Source organism: Streptomyces sp. NPDC006309, from assembly GCF_040613095.1.
In the GTDB taxonomy this organism is placed as follows: Bacteria; Actinomycetota; Actinomycetes; order Streptomycetales; family Streptomycetaceae; genus Streptomyces.
In genome coordinates this window covers 237,059-254,583 of record NZ_JBEXRO010000004.1, presented here as the reverse complement: position 1 = coordinate 254,583, position 17,525 = coordinate 237,059, and the positions used below count along the sequence as shown (strand labels likewise).

Here is a 17,525-nt window from a genome sequence, read left to right as displayed (position 1 = left end):
CCCACCCACCGGTGTGTCGCCGGCCGCCGGTCGCCCGCCCACCGCCCCGCCCGTCGGTGTGCCGCCGGGCACCGCCACCCCGGCCGTCGGCCTGTCCCCACCCACCGCCGTGTCCCCGGCCGCCGGTGTGCCCCCGGGCATCGTCTCCCCGGCCGCTGGCCTGTCCCCACCCACCGGTGTGTCGCCGGCCGCGGGTCGCTCACCCACCGCCGTGTCCCCGCCCACCGCCACCCCGGCCGTCGGCCTGTCCCCACCCACCGGCGTGTCGCCGGCTGCCGGTCGCCCGGCCACCGCCGTGTCCCCGCCCACCGCCGTGCCCCCGGCCCCCGGTGTGCCGTCGGCCGGCGGCCTGGCCGTGGTCGTCCCGGGCCGGTCGGTGGGGGCGCGGTAGCCCGTCACGACCACCGCCGTCGCCAGCAGTACGACCGTTCCCACGGCCCGCAGGGCCGGGCCCATCCCGTCGGCGAAACCCGCGTGGCCCGCCAGGCCCGTGCCGGCGACGGCGACGCCGAGGGCCGCGCCGATCTCACGGGCCGAGGTGCCGAGCCCGGAGCCGAGCCCCGCCCGGTGCGGGGGGAGCGACACGACCACGCCGAGGGTGAGTGCCGGCATGGCCAGGCCCGTGCCCGTCGAGATGACCAGCAGCCAGCAGGCGTACAGCGGGTAGGGCGTGTGGGCGTCCGCGGTGGACGCGGCCAGCAGGCCCACGCCGATCAGTGCGAGCCCGGTGCCGACGACCGGGCGCGGGTGCGCCGACCAGCGGGCCGCGAACTTCGGGACCAGCGCCATGCCGGTGATCAGCGGCACGATCGCGATGCCCGTCACCGCCGGCCCGAAGCCCTTGACCTCCTGGAGGTACTGCGAGTTGACGAAGAACAGCGCGAACAGGCCGAAGAACCCCGTCGCCAGGCCCAGCGTCGAGGCGCGCAGCCCGGCGGAGCGGAAGACACGCGGGTCGAACAGTGGCGCGGGGGAGCGCAGGGCGTGGGCCGTGAACGCCGCCAGCAGCAGGGCGCCCGCCCCGAACGCGGTCAGGATGCGCAGCGAGGTCCAGCCCTGGCCGGGACCCTCGATGATGCCGAAGAGGACGGCGGTCAGGCCGGCGGTGAGCAGCAGCGTGCCGGCCGGGTCCGGGCTGCCCTGCGGGGAGCGGGCCGTGCGCGGGGTGGTCACCGCCACCGCGGCGGCGAGGACCCCGGCCAGCGGCACCATCACGGCGAACAGCGCCCGCCAGGACAGGAACTGGCCGGCCAGGCCACCGCCCAGGTTGCCCGCCAGGCCGCCCAGTCCGACGGCCAGCGTCCAGGACGCCATCGCCTGGGCGCGGCGCCCGGGGCCGGCCAGGTGGACCAGGATCGACATGGTCGCCGGTGTGATCAGCGCGGCTCCGGCGCCGGACACGCCCCGGCCCGCGATCAGCAGCGCCGGGCCGGGAGCGAGCGCGCTGGTCGCGGCGCCCGCGGCGAACAGGGCCAGCCCGGTGAGCAGGGCGCCCTTGCGGCCGTAGCGGTCGCCGAGCGCGCCCGCGGGGATCAGCAGGCCCGCGAAGACGATGACGTACGCGTCGACCGTCCACAGCAGTTCGGTGTGCGAGGGGTGCGGGGTGGACGAGGCGAGCTGGGGGATCAGCAGGTTGATGGCGGCGACCATGCTCTGCGCGACCAGCACGCAAGCGCACATGGTCAGCAGGGTCGGGCGTTTCAGGGCGTGCGCGGGCACGGCTCCTCCCGGGAGCTGGTGGGTGGTGGGGGATGCGCTCTCACCGTAGGGTCGGCCGTGACCTGCTGACCAGTGCAACCTTTGCAAGGAACACCTGCGCATGACGCAATCCACGGGCCTGGACCTCAATCTGCTGGTGGCGCTCGACGTCCTGCTGGAGGAGGAGAGCGTGCAGGGCGCCGCGCGCCGGCTGCACCTGTCCGAGCCGGCCATGAGCCGCACCCTCGGCCGTATCCGCAAGGCGCTCGGTGATCCGGTGCTGGTGCGGGCCGGCCGCCGGATGGTGCCGACCCCGCACGCGCTCGCCGTGCGCGCCGAGGTCGGCGCGGTGGTGGAGCGGGCCCGTGCCCTGTTCACGCCGGACCGGGACACCGACCTGCGCACGGTCACCCGGACCTTCACCGTCCTCGGCCACGACGCGATCGCCGCGACCCACGGCGCGGCCCTGTTCGCCCGCGCCGCCCGCGAGGCGCCCGGCATCCGGCTGCGCTTCCTGTCCGAGAGCCACGTGGACGCCCCCTACCTGCGCCAGGGCACCGCCGACCTGGAGGTGGGCGTGATCGACACGACCGCGCCCGAGGTGCACGTGGAGACCGTGCACGAGGACCGCATGCTGGGTGTCGTACGGGCCGGACACCCTTTGCTGGAGGGCGAGTTGACGCCCGAGCGGTTCGCGGGGGAGGCGGGGCACCTGATCGTCTCCCGGCGCGGCCGGCTGCACGGCCCGGTCGACGACGCCCTCGCCGCGCTCGGTCTGGACCGCCGGGTGGTGGGCAGCGTCGGCACCTACCCGTCCTCCCTGTTCGTGGTGCGCGACACCGAGCTGATCGGGCTGATCAGCCGGTGGGGCCGCCCGCTGGCCGATTCCCTCGGCCTGGTCACCTTCGAGATCCCGCTCCCGCTGCCGGCCGTCCCGATCGGCTTCGCCTGGCATCCGCGGCACGACGCCGACCCCGCCCACGCCTGGCTGCGGGGCTGTGTCAGGGAGGCGATGCTCCAGGGCCCGGCCGCCGATTAGACCGCCCCGGCCCCCTCCGGGTCCCCGCCGGGGCCCGCTTTTGTTTCTGCTTTGTTCCTTTTTCGGCCGCTTTGTCAGTGACGCGGCGCACTTTCGGCCATCGATCGTGCATGCGTGGCAGGCGTCTGGGCAGGCGACCGCGGTCCCCGAGCGTGACATGCGTGTGACAGAGGGGTACCGAACAGGAACGGAAGGCAATACCGATCATGGCGGACAGAACGGAACGACACCCTCAGGCGACCATCCACGCGGGCGGCGAGTGGCTGGAAGCGATCTCCGGCGCGACCCGCGAGATCCTCGACCCCGCGGACGCCCGGCCCTTCGCCGTGGTCGCGGAGGGCGACGAGAAGGACGCCGAACGTGCGGTGGCCGCCGCCCGGCAGGCCTTCGACCACGGACCCTGGCCCCACACCCCGGTCGCCGACCGCGCCGCCCTGCTGCGCCGCGTCGCCGGCCTGCTCGTCCGCGACCGCGAGGAACTCGGCCTGCTGGAGAGCCGGGACGCGGGCAAGACCGTCGAGGAGGGCCGCGTCGACATCGACTGCGTCGCCGACGCCTTCCGCTACTTCGCCGACCTGGTCGCCGCCGAGGCACCCGGCCGGGTCGTCGACGCGGGCTCGCCCGACATCCACAGCGTCGTCGTCCACGAACCGGTCGGCGTCTGCGCGCTGATCACCCCCTGGAACTACCCGCTCCTCCAGGCCAGCTGGAAGATCGCCCCGGCGCTCGCCGCCGGCAACACCTTCGTGATCAAGCCCAGCGAGATCACCCCGATGACCACGATCGCGCTGATCGGGCTGCTGGCCGAGGCCGGACTGCCCGAGGGCGTCGCCAACCTCGTCACCGGCCCCGGCCACACCGTCGGCGCCCGGCTCGCCGAACACCCCGGTGTCGACCTCGTCTCCTTCACCGGCGGCCTCGCCAGCGGCATCAAGGTCGCCCGGGCCGCCGCGCCCACCGTCAAGAAGGTCGCCCTGGAACTCGGCGGCAAGAACCCCAACGTGGTCTTCGCCGACGCCTGCGCCACCGAGGAGGGCTTCGACACCGCCGTCGACCAGGCCCTCAACGCGGCCTTCATCCACAGCGGCCAGGTCTGCTCGGCCGGCGCCCGCCTCATCGTCGAGGAACCGGTCCGTGAGCGCTTCGTCGCCGAACTCGCCCGCCGCGCCACGAGGATCCGCCTGGGACGCGGCACCGAGGACGGCGTCGAGTGCGGCCCGCTCGTCTCCGAGCAGCAGCGCGCCAAGACCGAGTCGTACGTCGCCTCCGCGCTGGCGGAGGGTGCGGTGCTGCGCTGCGGAGGGAAGCGGCCCGAACCGTCGCCGGCCCGCCCGGAGACCGGCTACTTCTACGAGCCGACCGTCCTCGACGCCTGCCACCGCGAGATGAAGGTCGTCCGGGAGGAGGTGTTCGGCCCCGTCCTCACCGTCGAGACCTTCCGGACGGAGGAGGAGGCGGTGTTCCTCGCCAACGACACCGAGTACGGCCTCGCCGGCGCCGTCTGGACCACCGACCCCGGCCGCGCCCGGCGCGTCGCCGCCCGGCTGCGCCACGGCACCGTCTGGATCAACGACTTCCACCCCTACCTGCCGCAGGCGGAGTGGGGCGGCTTCGGCAGGAGCGGCACCGGCCGCGAACTCGGCCCCGCCGGGCTCGCCGAGTACCGCGAGACCAAGCACGTCTACCAGAACCTGGCGCCCGCGCCGGTCCGCTGGTTCGCCGGCTGAGCCCCCGCCCGACCCCTTCCACACCTCCGGAGCAGCACCTCCATGTCCCACACCCCCCACCTCTACGACTACGTCGTCATCGGCGGCGGCACCGCGGGCTGCGTCATCGCCTCCCGCCTCACCGAGAACCCGGACGTCACCGTCGCCGTCATCGAGGGCGGCCCGAGCGACGTCGGCCGCGACGACGTCCTCACGCTGCGCCGCTGGATGGGCCTGCTCGGCGGCGAACTCGACTACGACTACCCGACGGTGGAGCAGCCGCGCGGCAACTCCCACATCCGGCACAGCCGCGCCCGCGTCCTTGGCGGCTGCTCCTCGCACAACACCCTCATCTCGTTCAAGCCCCTGCCCTCCGACTGGGACGAGTGGGAGGCGGCCGGCGCCAAGGGCTGGGGCGCCGCCCCCATGGAGGCCTACTTCGCCCGCCTCGAGAACAACATCGTCTCCGTCGACGAGAAGGACCGGAACGCCATCGCCCGCGACTTCGTGGACGCCGCCCGGTCCGCACTCGGGGTACCCGAGGTCGAGGGCTTCAACCGCGCGCCGTTCACCGAGGGCGCCGGCTTCTTCGACCTCGCCTACCACCCCGAGGACAACAAGCGCTCCTCCGCCTCCGTGGCCTACCTGCACCCCGTCCTGGACGAGCGCCCCAACCTCCACCTCTTCCTGGAGACCTGGGCGTACCGGCTGGAACTGGACGGCACCCGCGCCGAGGGCGTCCACGTGCGCACCAAGGACGGCGAGGAACTGCTGATCCGGGCCCGCGACGAGGTCGTCCTGTGCGCGGGCGCCGTCGACACCCCGCGGCTGCTGCTCCACTCGGGCATCGGTCCCGCCGAGGACCTCACGGCGCTCGGCATCCCGGTCGCGCACGACCTCCCGGGCGTCGGCGAGAACCTGCTCGACCACCCCGAGTCGGTGATCGTCTGGGAGACCCACGGCCCGATCCCGGAGAACTCCGCGATGGACTCCGACGCGGGCCTGTTCGTGCGCCGCGACCCCGAGCACGCGGGCCCCGACCTGATGTTCCACTTCTACCAGATCCCGTTCACCGACAACCCCGAGCGCCTCGGCTACCAACGCCCCGCGTACGGCGTCTCGATGACCCCGAACATCCCCAAGCCGAAGAGCCGCGGCCGGCTCTACCTCACCAGCGCCGACCCGTCCGTGAAGCCCGCGCTGGACTTCCGGTACTTCACCGACGAGGACGACTACGACGCCCGGACCCTGGTCGACGGCATCCGCATCGCCCGTGAGATCGCCAGGACCGAGCCGCTGGCCGGCTGGCTCAAGCGCGAGGTCTGCCCCGGCCCCGAGATCCAGGGCGACGCGGAGCTGAGCGAGTACGCCCGCAAGGCCGCGCACACCGTCTACCACCCGGCCGGCACCTGCAAGATGGGCGCCGCCGACGACGAACTCGCCGTGGTCGACCCGGAACTGAGGATCCGCGGTCTGTCCGGCATTCGCATCGCCGACGCGTCCGTCTTCCCCACCATGACCGCCGTGAACCCGATGATCGGGGTGCTCATGATCGGGGAGAAGGCCGTCGACCTGATCGGAGGCGATCCCCGATGACCCCCACCGTCCCCACCCGCAAGCCCCCCACCACCGACGCTCCCGTCTTCTCGGTCTCCGGCCTGTGGAAGGTGTTCGGGCCCAAGTCCGGCCGCGTCCCGGCCGACCCCGAACTCAAGCAGCTGAACCCGGCCGACCTGCGCGCCCGCACCGGCTGCACGGCCGCCGTCCGCGACGTCTCCTTCGACGTCCGCAAGGGCGAGGTCTTCGTCGTGATGGGCCTGTCCGGCTCCGGCAAGTCCACGCTGGTCCGCTGCCTGACCCGGCTGATCGAGCCCACCGCCGGCTCCATCGCCATCGACGGCGAGGACGTCCGCGCGATGGACCGCACCCGCCTGCGCGAACTGCGCCGCCACCGCGCCGCGATGGTCTTCCAGCACTTCGGACTGCTGCCGCACCGCACGGTCCTCGACAACGTCGCCTACGGGCTGGAGATCCAGGGCGTCGGCCGAGCCGAACGCCGCGAGCGGGCCGCCGAGTTCGTCGCCAAGGTCGGCCTCGAAGGCATGGAGAAGCGCCGCCCCGGCCAGCTCTCCGGCGGTCAACGCCAGCGTGTGGGCCTGGCCCGGGCGCTGGCCGTGGACCCCGAGGTCCTGCTCTTCGACGAGCCGTTCAGCGCCCTCGACCCGCTCATCCGCCGCGACATGCAGGACGAGGTGGCCCGCCTGCACCGCGAGGAGGGCCGCACGATGGTCTTCATCACCCACGACCTGAGCGAGGCGCTGAAACTCGGCGACCGCATCGCCCTCATGCGCGACGGCCGGGTGGTCCAGCTGGGCACACCCGAGGAGATCGTGGGCTCCCCCGCCGACGACTACGTCCGCGAGTTCGTCCGGGAGGTTCCGCGCGAACAGGTGATGACGGTGCGTACGGCGATGCGGCCCGCGTCCGCGGAGGAGGCCGGCAGCGGTCCCGCGCTCCGCCCGGAGGCCACGGTGGCGGAGGCGATCGAGGCGGTGGCCAGGGCCGGCGCCCCGGCCCGGGTCATGAACGCGGGCGCGTGCATGGGCGTCGTCGACCACGAGCAGCTCCTCGGTGTCGTCGCCGGCATACCGACGGCAGTCGACACGGCCGGCGCCCCGCCGACCGGCCTGCCCGCCACCGGCATGCCCGGCACCCGGCCCGCCACCGGCATGCCCGGCGCCCCGGCCGGCAGCGGCGCCACCGGCTTCGGCGGCACCACCGGCACCGCCACCGGCATCGACGCCTCACGCACCGCCGACGCCGCCCCGGGCCCCCGTACCGCCGGGGCGGCGTCCGTCCCCGGCAGGACGGCACCCGGCCGGCACCGTCAGCCGGCCCCGCGCGGCACCCGTACCGGTCCGGAGGTCACGCCCCCGCCCGGTGCCCGTACCAGCCCGGAGGCCGTGTGATGGCGACACTCACCGTCCCCACCTCCCGCACCGGCGCCCCCCGCCTCCTGAGGAGCAGAGCCGCCGGCAAGCTCCTCCTGCTCGCCGTCCTCGCCGCCGTCCTCGCTCCCTGGGCGGCCACCCACTGGCCCGGCGCCGCCTGGCCCCACGAGCTGACGGTCAGCCTCACCAAGCCCCTCGCCACGGCCAGTGACTGGGTCATGGACAACCGGGACAGCCACCCCCTGTTCCTCTACTTCTTCGGCTACATCAGCAACGCCGTCATCTGGGCCGTCCGCGCCGTCTACCTCACCCTGCTCGCCGCGGGCTGGGCCGGCGTCACCGCGTTCGGCGCGCTCACCGCCTGGCGTCTGGGCGGCGTCCGTCTCGCCGCCGGCACCGCGGTCGCCGTCCTGGCCTGCGGAGCGCTCGGCATGTGGGTGCCGACGATGCAGACCCTCGCCCTGATGGTGGTCGCCGTCCTCGCCTCCGTCGCCGTGGGCACCGTCCTCGGTCTCGGCGCCGGCCTGTCCGACCGGCTGGACCGCGCCCTGCGCCCGGTCCTGGACACCATGCAGGTGCTCCCCGCGTTCGCCTACCTCCTCCCCGTCGTCCTGGTCTTCGGCATCGGCGTCCCCGCGGCCGTCCTCGCCACCGTCGTCTACGCCGCGCCGCCGATGGCCCGTCTCACCTCGCTCGGCCTGCGCGGCGCCGACCCCGAAGTCCTGGAGGCCGTGGAGTCGCTCGGCTCCACACCGCGTCAGCGGCTGCTGACCGCCCGGATCCCGCTGGCCCGCAAGGAACTCCTCCTCGGCCTCAACCAGACGATCATGATGGCGCTGTCCATGGCCGTCATCGCGGCGGTCATCGGCGCCGGCGGCCTCGGCGACCGCGTCTACCAGGCCCTCGCCTCGGTCGACGTCGGCGCGGCCCTCGCGGCCGGCATCCCGATCGTGCTGCTGGCGGTGGTCCTGGACCGCGTCACCGGCGCCGCCGGCGCCGGCATCCCGGCCACCGGCCGCACCCGCACGATCGGCTGGCCGTACGCCCTGGCCGTCACCGTCGCCGCGGCCCTCGCCGCCCGCCTCCTGGGCGCGCTCGACTGGCCCTCCGGCTGGACGCTGGCCATCGCCGGACCGGTCAACCGCTGCGTCGACTGGATGACCTCCCACCTGTACTCCGGTGTCCCGGTCATCGGCGGTACCGCCGACTGGGCGGGCCACTTCACCACCTGGGTCCTGGACCCCGTACGCGACGGCCTCCAGTGGCTGCCCTGGTGGTCGCTGCTGCTCGTCGTCGCCGCCCTGGCCTGGCTGATCGGCACCTGGCGGACCGCGCTGACCGCCGTGCTCGCCATGGCCGCGATCGGAGTGCTCGGCGTGTGGGAACCGTCCCTTGACACCCTCTCGCAGGTGCTCGCCGCGGTCGCGGTGACCCTCGTCCTGGGCTTCGCCACCGGTATCGCCGCGGCCCGCAGCGACCGGGTCGAGCGGGCTCTGCGGCCCGTGCTGGACGTGTGCCAGACGATGCCGCAGTTCGTGTACCTCATCCCGGTCGTCGCCCTGTTCGGCGTCGGCCGCGCCCCCGCCGTCGCCGCGGCCGTCGTCTACGCCCTCCCGGCCGTCGTCCGGATCACCGCGCAGGGCCTGCGCCAGGTCGACCAGGCCGCGCTGGAGTCCGCGCGCTCGCTCGGCGCGACCGGCCGCCAGCAGCTGTGGCAGGTCCAGCTCCCGCTGGCCCGGCGCTCACTGCTGCTCGCCGTCAACCAGGGCGTCGTCCTGGTGCTGGCCGTGGTCATCATCGGCGGCCTGGTCGGCGGCGGCGCCCTCGGCTACGACGTCGCCTTCGGCCTCGCCCAGGGCGACCTGGCGACAGGCCTGGTCGCCGGAGCCGCCATCGTCTGCCTGGGCCTGATGCTGGACCGGGTTACCCAGCCGACCGAGCGGCCCGCGAGGAAGGGAGCCTGACATGCGACGACGTACGAGCGCCCTGGCGGGCGCGCTGACGCTGCTGACCGCGACCGGCTGCGGCGCCGCCGACATGACCAAGCAGGCCAGCCCGTTCGCCAACGCCAAGGGCTCGAGGACGGTCACCCTGTCCGTGCAGTCCTGGGTGGGCGCGCAGGCCGACGTGGCCGTCGCCCAGTACCTCCTCGAACACAAGCTGGGCTACCGCGTCGACACCGTCCAGGTCGACGAGGTGCCCGCGTGGGACGCGCTCAGCCAGGGCCGGGTCGACGCCCTGCTGGAGGACTGGGGCCACCCGGACCAGGAGAAGCGGTACGTCCACGACAAGAGGACGATCACCCCCGGCGGCGGCCTCGGGGTGACCGGTCACATCGGCTGGTACGTGCCGACGTACCTGGTCAAGCAGCACCCGGACATCACCGACTGGAAGAACCTGAACAAGTACGCGTCCCTCTTCCGCACCGCGGAGAGCGGCGGCAAGGGCCAGCTGATCGACGGCTCCCCGTCCTACGTCACCAACGACAAGGCGCTGGTGAAGAACCTGAAGCTGGACTACCAGGTCGTCTTCGCCGGGTCCGAGGCGGCGCAGATCACGCAGATCAAGCAGTTCGCCAAGGACAGGAAGCCGTTCCTGACGTACTGGTACGCGCCCCAGTGGCTGTTCGAGAAGGTGCCCATGACGGAGGTGAAGCTGCCGCCGTACAAGGAGGGCTGCGACGCGGACGCGGCGAAGGTCGCCTGCGCCTACCCGCACACCCCGCTACAGAAGTACCTCAACGCCGGCTTCGCCAGGGACGGCGGCCGGGCCGCGGCCTTCCTGAAGAAGTTCCGGTGGACCACCGAGGACCAGAACCAGGTCTCGCTGATGATCGCCGAGCAGAAGACGGACCCGGCCGAGGCGGCGCGGAAGTGGGTGGACGGCCACCCCGACGTGTGGAAGCGGTGGCTGTCCTGACCCCTCTCAGCCGCGCAGACCGCGGGCGATCTCGCCCAGTGCGGCGTACGCCCGGCGCTGGAATCCCGGCCCGAACGTGATGCGGGTGGCCCCGAGTTCGCCGAGCGCGGCGGGCGAGGGGCCGTCCCCGTCCAGCCGGGCCAGGGCGTTCAGCGGGCCCTGGATGCCGGAGCGCAGCAGCGGCAGCACGGCGGGCGGGGCCATGATCGGATAGACGCAGTCCGCGCCCGCCGCCACGTACGACGCGGCCCGCTCGATGGCCCGCTCGGGGTCGCCGTCGCCGTGGAGGAAGACATCGACGCGGGCGTTGACGAACAGCCGGTCCGCGGCGGCCGAGCGGACCTCGGCGAGGTACTCGGCGTGCGCGTGCCGGTCCTTGAGGACACCCCCGTCGTCCGAGTCCTCGAGGTTGCACCCCACCGCCCCCGCCTCGAGCAGCCGCTCCACCAGCTCCTTCGGCGCGAGCCCGTACCCGCCCTCGACGTCCGCCGACACCGGCACGTCCACCGCCCGGGTGATCCGGGCGACAGCCGCGAACATCTCACCGGCCGGGGTGGCCCCGTCCTCGTACCCGAGCGAGGCGGCCACCCCGGCGCTCGGCGTGGCCAGCGCCGGGAACCCGGCCGCCACGAACACCCGGGCGCCGGCCGCGTCCCAGGGGCCGGGCAGCACCAGCGGCTCACCCGGCGCGCGCCTGACGTGCAGGGCGCGGAACTCCTCCACCTTGCTCACGGCCGGTGCCCCCCGGGTGCGACGCGGCGGCCGGCCATCAGGTGGTTCCAGCCGTTGATGACGGTGACCGGCGCCGGCGGCTGTGCACGGCTCACCCGTGCTGCCCCGGCCGGTAGTGGCCCGGGGTCATCCGGGTGGTCACGCCGAACCGGTTCCAGGCGTTGATCACCGTGATCGCGGCGATCAGCTGGGCCAGTTCGGCCTCCTCGAAGTGCTCGGCGGCCCGGTCGTACACCTCGTCCGGGACGCCCTCCGTCAGTACGGTGACCGCCTCGGTCAGCTCGATCGCGGCCAGTTCCTTCTCCGTGTAGAAGTGCCGCGACTCCTGCCAGGCGCTGAGCTGCACGATCCGCTCGACGCTCTCCCCGGCCGCCAGGGCGTCCTTGGTGTGCATGTCGAGGCAGAACGCGCAGCGGTTGATCTGCGAGGCGCGGATCTTCACCAGCTCGTACAGTGCCGGGTCCAGGCCCTTCCTGGCGGCGGTCTCCAGTCGGATCATCGCCTTGTAGACCTCGGGTGCGTGCTCGGCCCAGCCCAGCCGCGGGGCCTCCTCGGCGGCGTAGGCGCCGCTCTCCTGCGTAGTGCTCATGCCTCGACCCTAGAAGCGAGGCAGCCCAGGAGTATGGTCCATTTCCATGGCAAGATCCTGGGCCACTCTGGGCGTCGACCTGCACCTCGAACCCGTCCGCTCCGGTGGGCTGCGCCGCGGCCTGACCGACGCCCTGCGGGACGCCGTCCGCACCGGCCGCCTCGCCCCCGGCACCCGCCTGCCGTCCTCCCGCACCCTCGCCGCCGACCTCGGCATCGCCCGCAACACCGTCGCCGAGACCTACGCCGACCTGGTCGCCGAGGGCTGGCTCACCGCCCGGCAGGGCTCCGGCACCCGCGTGGCCACCGGCGTCCCCCACAGCTCTCCGGCCGCCTCCGCCACCCGCCCGGCGCCCCGCCGCGCCACCGCGGCTGCGGTCCACGACCTCACCCCCGGGTCCCCCGACCTCGCCGCCTTCCCGCGCACCGAATGGCTCCGGGCCGCCCGCCGCGCCCTGGCCACCGCCCCCTTCCAGGCCCTCGGCTACGGCGACCCGCGCGGCCGGCCCGAACTGCGTACCGCCCTCGCCGGCTACCTCGCCCGCGCCCGGGGCGTCCGCGCCACCCCGGAGACCGTCGTGATCACCGCGGGCTTCTCGCACGCCCTGGGCATCCTCGGCAAGGTACTGCGGGCGCGCGGGGTGCGGACGGTGGCGGTCGAGTCGTACGGCCTCGACGTGTACTGGCGGCTCCTGCGGGACGCCGGCCTCACCACGCCCGCGCTGCCCTACGACGAACTCGGCACCGACCCGCGGGCACCGGGCGACGCGGGCGCGGTACTGCTCACCCCCGCGCACCAGTTCCCCATGGGCACCGCCCTGCACCCCGACCGCCGGGCCGCCGTCGTCGACTGGGCGCGCCGCACCGGCGGACTCGTCCTGGAGGACGACTACGACGGCGAGTTCCGCTACGACCGCCAGCCCGTCGGCGCCCTCCAGGGACTGGACCCCGACCGGGTCGTCTATCTCGGCACCGCCAGCAAGTCCCTCGCCCCCGGACTGCGCCTGGGCTGGATGGTGCTGCCGCCGGCCCTGGCCCAGGAGGCGACCGCGGCGAAGGGACGCACCGACACGGTGGGCGCCCTGGACCAGCTCACCCTCGCCGAGTTCCTCACCTCCGGCGCGTACGACCGCCACGTACGCTCCGCCCGCCTGCGCTACCGGCGCCGCCGCGACGCCCTCGCGGAGGCCGTCGCCGGCCACGCACCCGACGTGCGGGTGACGGGCATCGCGGCCGGCCTGCACGCGGTGCTGCGCCTGCCGCCGGGCACGGAACAGTCGGTGGTCCAGGCCGCCGTCTGGCAGGGCCTGGCCCTGCACGGCCTCGCCTTCCACCGCCACCCCCAGGCCCGCGCCACCCCCCTGGACGCCCTGGTCGTCGGCTACGGCACCCCACCGGACAGCACCTGGAACAACACCCTGCAAGCCCTGTGCCGGGTACTGCCGTAAGGGCCGCGCCGGTCCCCCCTCCTCAGCCCTCCTCCGCCGTCGGCGCCTCGCCGAAGCGGGCCAGCAGCAGGGCGCCCGCGACCGCCACCGCGAAGCCCAGGGCCGCCAGCCAGCCCAGGCCCTCCCGGGTGCGGTCGCCGAGCCAGACCACGCCCACCGCGGCGGGGCCGAGGGTCTCGCCGATCACTATGCCGGCGGTGGCGGTCGTCACCGAGCCCCGCTGGAGGGCCGAGGTGAGGAGCAGGAACGCGGCGCCGCCGCCGAGCAGCAGGGCGTACGTCGCCGGGTTGGTGAGCAGGTCGGCCGGGTGCAGCGAGTCGATCAGCCGTACCGCCACCTCCACCACCCCGAACCCGAACCCGGCGCCGAGTCCCAGGAGCAGGGCGCGGGCCCGGCCCGTCAGGCGCCCGCCGGCCGCGCCGAGCAGCAGCACGCACACCGCCGCCGCCAGCATCGCGTACCGCAGCCAGTCCGGCCCCTCCCGCTCGCCCTCCGCGCCCGAGGCCAGCCCCAGCAGGCCGAGGCCCGCGCACACCACGCCCACGGCGGCCCACTCCACCCCGCTCAGCCGGACCCCCAGCAGCCGCGCCGCCACCACCGCCGTCACCGCGAGGCTCGCCGCGAGCGCCGCGCCCACGGCGTAGATGGGCAGTGACCGCAGCGCCGCGATCTGGAGCAGGAACCCGAGTCCGTCCAGCGCGAGCCCGGCCAGGTACCGCCACTGCCGCAGCGCCCGCAGCAGCAGTGCCGCGTCCCCGCCGCCCCCGTCGGCGACGGCCGCCCGCGCGGCCACCGCCTGCAACACCGTCGCCGTACCGAAGCAGACCGCCGCGCCGAGGGCGCACACCATTCCGAGAAGCACGGGGTGACTCTAGGCGAGCGGAGACGAGGGGGTGCCCGGCGGGCCGCCCGCACCGGTCCCTAGGCTGTCGGCCGAACAGCACGGCGGACGGGGGAGGCACCACCATGGCGGACACACGCCGGCGACTGCGCTCGGGCACGGTCGTCCTGGGCGGCATGGGCCTGCTGGCCGCCGCCCTCACGGCCTGCTCGTCCGAGCCGGACAAGCGCTGCGTCGACCGGGACAGCTACAGCCTCACCAAGGGCTACCGGGTCGTCCCCGACAAGAACTGCAAGACCGGCGTCACGTCACCGAGGACGGGCGCGAGGAAGAAGACCCCCGGGAAGTCCCTCGGGAAGACGGCCGACGCCGCCTGGTACTACGAGGGCGACGAGAAGCACGGCTGGGTCGACGGCGGCTCCTTCACCGCGCCCGGCAAGGGCGGCCGCGGCTCGTCGGACGACGACGGCCACCACGGCACAGGGGTGCACCGCGGCGGCTTCGGCGGCGGCAAGGGCAGCTCCGGCGGCTGACGGGGACACGCGCATGGAACGCCGTACCATCACCCCCCGCCCCGGCTGGCAGCGGACCGTCGAGGCCCAGGGCCTGATCTACCCGCTCACCCGCCACCCCGACGGCTCCCTGCGCCCCTACTGGGACGAGAGCGCCTACTACGCCTTCACCCTGGACGAGGTCGAGGCGCTGGAGGAGACCGTCGGCGAACTCCACCGCATGTGCCTGGCGGCGGCCGGGCACATCGTGGCCGAGGACCGGTTCGCCGACCTGGGCATCACCGACCCGCGCGTGGCCGCGGCCGTCGCCGAGTCCTGGCACCGCCGCGACGAACTCCCGTCCCTCTACGGCCGTTTCGACCTGCGCTACGACGGCACCGGCCCGGCCGAACTGCTGGAGTACAACGCCGACACCCCGACCTCCCTGGTGGAGGCCGCCTCGGCGCAGTGGTTCTGGATGGAGGACCGCTTCCCCGGCGCCGACCAGTGGAACTCCCTGCACGAGCGGCTGGTCGACGCCTGGCGCGCGCAGGCCGCGCTCCTGCCGCCCGGCAGCCCCCTGCACTTCGCGCACTCCTGCGCCGACGAACTCGGCGAGGACCTGATGACGGTCGCCTATCTGAAGGAGACCGCCGAACAGGCCGGTCTCACCACCGACTGGCTCGCCGTGGAGGAGATCGGCTGGGACAGCCTCTCCGGCCGCTTCGTCGACAACCGGCTCGGCTTCATCCGCGCCCTGTTCAAGCTCTACCCCTGGGAGTGGCTCACCACCGACGCCTTCGGCCGGCACGTCCTGGACACCCTCGACAACGGCGGCGGCACCGGCAGCACCCTGTGGATCGAACCCGCCTGGAAGATGCTGCTGAGCAACAAGGCCCTGCTGGCGATCCTGTGGGAGCTGTACCCCGGCCACCCCAGCCTCCTGCCCGCCTACCTGGACGGCCCCCGCGAGCTCGCCGGGTCCGCCGGCTACGTCGCCAAGCCCCTCCTCGGCCGCGAGGGCGAGGGCGTCACCGTGCACGGACCCGGCGCGCCCGCGGCCGTACGGGACGAGCCCTGCTGCTACCAGCGCCTCGCCCCCCTGCCCGCCTTCGACGGCAACCACGTCGTCCTCGGCGCCTGGGTCGTCCGGGACGAGCCGGCCGGCCTCGGCCTGCGCGAGTCCTCGGGCCTGATCACGGACGAGTACGCCCGCTTCCTGCCCCACGTGATCCTCTAGGGTCTTTCGTCCGGACCGGCGCGGATCACGGAGCGACGGTCGGGTGCCGTGCATCGCAGGGCGCCGGGAGGCGGGCATCGACGACGTCGCCGTCGCCGAGAGGACCGGCGCGTCCGCGGCCCCGGTCCGCCGGCGAGCAGGGGGACGGACCTTCCGCTCCGCCGACGGCCACCGGGGGCCGCCCCTCTCGCTCGCATGGTGGACGCGCGCCCGTCCCCGTCCGGCGCGCCGGGTAGGCTGACGAGCGGGCCGTGACTGGCGCGCTGGGATGGGACGGACCATCAGGGAGCGGTCCGAGCCGGAAAGAGTGCCGTGCGCCTGGGCCGAACGTGAACGCTGTACGCACGCCGTCCGGAGGTCCCGATGCCCGAGAATTCCGCCCCCCTCTCCACCGAGTCCACGGCCTTCCGCGCCGCCCTCGACGTGGTCCGCGCCGTCGAGCCGCGCGTCGCCGACGCCATCGGCCAGGAGGTCGCCGACCAGCGCGAGATGCTCAAGCTGATCGCCTCCGAGAACTACGCCTCCCCGGCGACCCTCCTCGCCATGGGCAACTGGTTCAGCGACAAGTACGCCGAGGGCACCGTCGGCCGCCGCTTCTACGCCGGCTGCCGCAACGTCGACACGGTCGAGTCCCTCGCCGCCGAGCACGCCCGCGAACTCTTCGGCGCCCGCCACGCCTACGTCCAGCCGCACTCCGGCATCGACGCCAACCTCGTCGCCTTCTGGGCCGTCCTCGCCGACCGCGTCGAGGCGCCCTTCCTGGAGAAGACCGGCGTCCGCCAGGTCAACGACCTGACCGAGGCCGACTGGGCCGAGCTGCGCCGGGCCTTCGGCAACCAGCGCATGCTGGGCATGTCCCTGGACGCCGGCGGCCACCTCACCCACGGCTTCCGCCCCAACATCTCCGGCAAGATGTTCGACCAGCGCTCCTACGGCACCGACCCGGCCACCGGCCTCATCGACTACGACGCCCTGCGCGCCCAGGCCCGCGAGTTCAAGCCGCTGATCATCGTCGCCGGCTACTCCGCGTACCCCCGGCTGGTGAACTTCCGGCTCATGCGCGAGATCGCCGACGAGGTCGGCGCCACTCTCATGGTCGACATGGCGCACTTCGCCGGCCTCGTGGCCGGCAAGGTCCTCACCGGCGACTTCGACCCGGTCCCGCACGCCCAGATCGTCACCACCACCACCCACAAGTCCCTGCGCGGCCCGCGCGGCGGCATGGTCCTGTGCGACGACTCCCTCAAGGACCAGGTCGACCGGGGCTGCCCGATGGTCCTGGGCGGCCCGCTGCCGCACGTCATGGCCGCCAAGGCCGTCGCCCTGGCCGAGGCCCGCCGGCCGTCCTTCCAGGACTACGCCCAGCGCATCGTGGCCAACTCCCGCGCCCTGGCCGAGGGCCTGATGCGCCGCGGCGCCACCCTGGTCACGGGCGGCACGGACAACCACCTCAACCTGATCGACGTCGCCACCTCCTACGGCCTCACCGGCCGCCAGGCCGAGGCGGCGCTCCTCGACTCGGGCATCGTCACCAACCGCAACGCCATCCCGGCCGACCCGAACGGCGCCTGGTACACCTCCGGCATCCGCGTCGGCACCCCCGCGCTCACCACCCGCGGCCTGGGCACGGCGGAGATGGACGAGGTGGCGGGCCTGATCGACCGCGTCCTGACCACCACCGAGCCGGGCACCACCAAGTCGGGTGCCCCCTCCCGGGCCGCCCACGTCCTGGACGAGAAGGTCGCCGAGGAGATCGCCGGGCGGGCCACCGACCTGGTGGCGGGCTTCCCGCTGTACCCGGAGGTCGACCTGGGCTGAAACGCCCCGGCACCGGCACGGGGAACCGCGCGGCCGGCCCGTCAGGGGCCCGCG

Annotated in this window: 13 protein-coding genes, 1 pseudogene and 1 riboswitch; of the genes and pseudogenes, 10 read left to right on the top strand and 4 right to left on the bottom strand. The window is 74.2% G+C overall.

Annotated features, from left to right (window positions below):
* Positions 1 to 387: 387 nt before the first annotated feature.
* Positions 388 to 1,719: pseudogene (locus ABZ117_RS08190) on the bottom strand (MFS transporter); the annotation flags it as partial.
* A gap of 100 nt (positions 1,720 to 1,819) precedes the next feature.
* On the opposite strand from ABZ117_RS08190, the gene ABZ117_RS08185 reads away from it, so the two are divergent.
* The 6 genes from ABZ117_RS08185 (at position 1,820) to ABZ117_RS08160 (ending at position 10,313) form a co-directional block, all read left to right on the top strand.
* Positions 1,820 to 2,737 (top strand): LysR family transcriptional regulator, encoded by a 918-nt coding sequence (locus ABZ117_RS08185; RefSeq protein ID WP_356818562.1) that lies wholly within the window; start codon positions 1,820 to 1,822, stop codon positions 2,735 to 2,737.
* 206 nt (positions 2,738 to 2,943) lie between these two features.
* Positions 2,944 to 4,464 (top strand): aldehyde dehydrogenase family protein, encoded by a 1,521-nt coding sequence (locus ABZ117_RS08180; RefSeq protein WP_356818560.1) that lies wholly within the window; start codon positions 2,944 to 2,946, stop codon positions 4,462 to 4,464.
* A gap of 42 nt (positions 4,465 to 4,506) precedes the next feature.
* The gene (locus tag ABZ117_RS08175) at positions 4,507 to 6,039 is read left to right on the top strand and encodes a GMC oxidoreductase (protein WP_356818559.1); all 1,533 of its coding nucleotides are present in this window, start codon (positions 4,507 to 4,509) and stop codon (positions 6,037 to 6,039) included.
* Entirely contained in the window at positions 6,036 to 7,412 is a 1,377-nt protein-coding gene (locus ABZ117_RS08170; RefSeq protein WP_356818557.1) for a glycine betaine/L-proline ABC transporter ATP-binding protein, read from the top strand. The genes ABZ117_RS08175 and ABZ117_RS08170 overlap by 4 nt, the downstream gene beginning before the upstream one ends.
* Complete coding sequence (locus ABZ117_RS08165; RefSeq protein WP_356818556.1) at positions 7,412 to 9,358, top strand: ABC transporter permease subunit; 1,947 nt, start codon at positions 7,412 to 7,414, stop codon at positions 9,356 to 9,358. The genes ABZ117_RS08170 and ABZ117_RS08165 overlap by 1 nt, the downstream gene beginning before the upstream one ends.
* Position 9,359: 1 nt before the next feature.
* Positions 9,360 to 10,313: an ABC transporter substrate-binding protein gene (locus ABZ117_RS08160; RefSeq protein ID WP_356818554.1), complete on the top strand. Its 954-nt coding sequence runs from the start codon at positions 9,360 to 9,362 to the stop codon at positions 10,311 to 10,313.
* A gap of 6 nt (positions 10,314 to 10,319) precedes the next feature.
* On the opposite strand, the gene ABZ117_RS08155 is transcribed toward ABZ117_RS08160, so the two are convergent.
* Both ABZ117_RS08155 and ABZ117_RS08150 read right to left on the bottom strand, forming a co-directional pair.
* Positions 10,320 to 11,045 (bottom strand): isocitrate lyase/phosphoenolpyruvate mutase family protein, encoded by a 726-nt coding sequence (locus ABZ117_RS08155; RefSeq protein WP_356818552.1) that lies wholly within the window; start codon positions 11,043 to 11,045, stop codon positions 10,320 to 10,322.
* A gap of 91 nt (positions 11,046 to 11,136) precedes the next feature.
* On the bottom strand, positions 11,137 to 11,634 hold the full coding sequence (locus ABZ117_RS08150) for a carboxymuconolactone decarboxylase family protein (RefSeq protein ID WP_356818550.1): 498 nt from the start codon (positions 11,632 to 11,634) through the stop codon (positions 11,137 to 11,139).
* 46 nt (positions 11,635 to 11,680) lie between these two features.
* On the opposite strand from ABZ117_RS08150, the gene ABZ117_RS08145 reads away from it, so the two are divergent.
* A complete protein-coding gene (locus tag ABZ117_RS08145; RefSeq protein ID WP_356818548.1) occupies positions 11,681 to 13,081 on the top strand; it encodes a PLP-dependent aminotransferase family protein in 1,401 nt (466 codons plus the stop codon).
* 22 nt (positions 13,082 to 13,103) lie between these two features.
* On the opposite strand, the gene ABZ117_RS08140 is transcribed toward ABZ117_RS08145, so the two are convergent.
* Entirely contained in the window at positions 13,104 to 13,931 is an 828-nt protein-coding gene (locus tag ABZ117_RS08140; protein WP_356818826.1) for a hypothetical protein, read from the bottom strand.
* A gap of 116 nt (positions 13,932 to 14,047) precedes the next feature.
* Between ABZ117_RS08140 and ABZ117_RS08135 the strand changes: the two genes are divergently transcribed.
* The 3 genes from ABZ117_RS08135 (at position 14,048) to ABZ117_RS08125 (ending at position 17,471) form a co-directional block, all read left to right on the top strand.
* Positions 14,048 to 14,455: a hypothetical protein gene (locus ABZ117_RS08135; protein WP_356818546.1), complete on the top strand. Its 408-nt coding sequence runs from the start codon at positions 14,048 to 14,050 to the stop codon at positions 14,453 to 14,455.
* Between the two features lie 13 nt (positions 14,456 to 14,468).
* Positions 14,469 to 15,653 carry a glutathionylspermidine synthase family protein gene (locus ABZ117_RS08130; protein WP_356818544.1) on the top strand — a complete coding sequence of 395 codons (1,185 nt, stop codon included), beginning with the start codon at positions 14,469 to 14,471 and terminating at the stop codon, positions 15,651 to 15,653.
* A gap of 241 nt (positions 15,654 to 15,894) precedes the next feature.
* A riboswitch (ZMP/ZTP riboswitch) is annotated at positions 15,895 to 15,984 on the top strand.
* Between the two features lie 32 nt (positions 15,985 to 16,016).
* Positions 16,017 to 17,471, top strand: a complete 1,455-nt coding sequence (locus ABZ117_RS08125) for a glycine hydroxymethyltransferase (RefSeq protein WP_356818542.1) — start codon at positions 16,017 to 16,019, stop codon at positions 17,469 to 17,471.
* Positions 17,472 to 17,525: the final 54 nt, after the last annotated feature.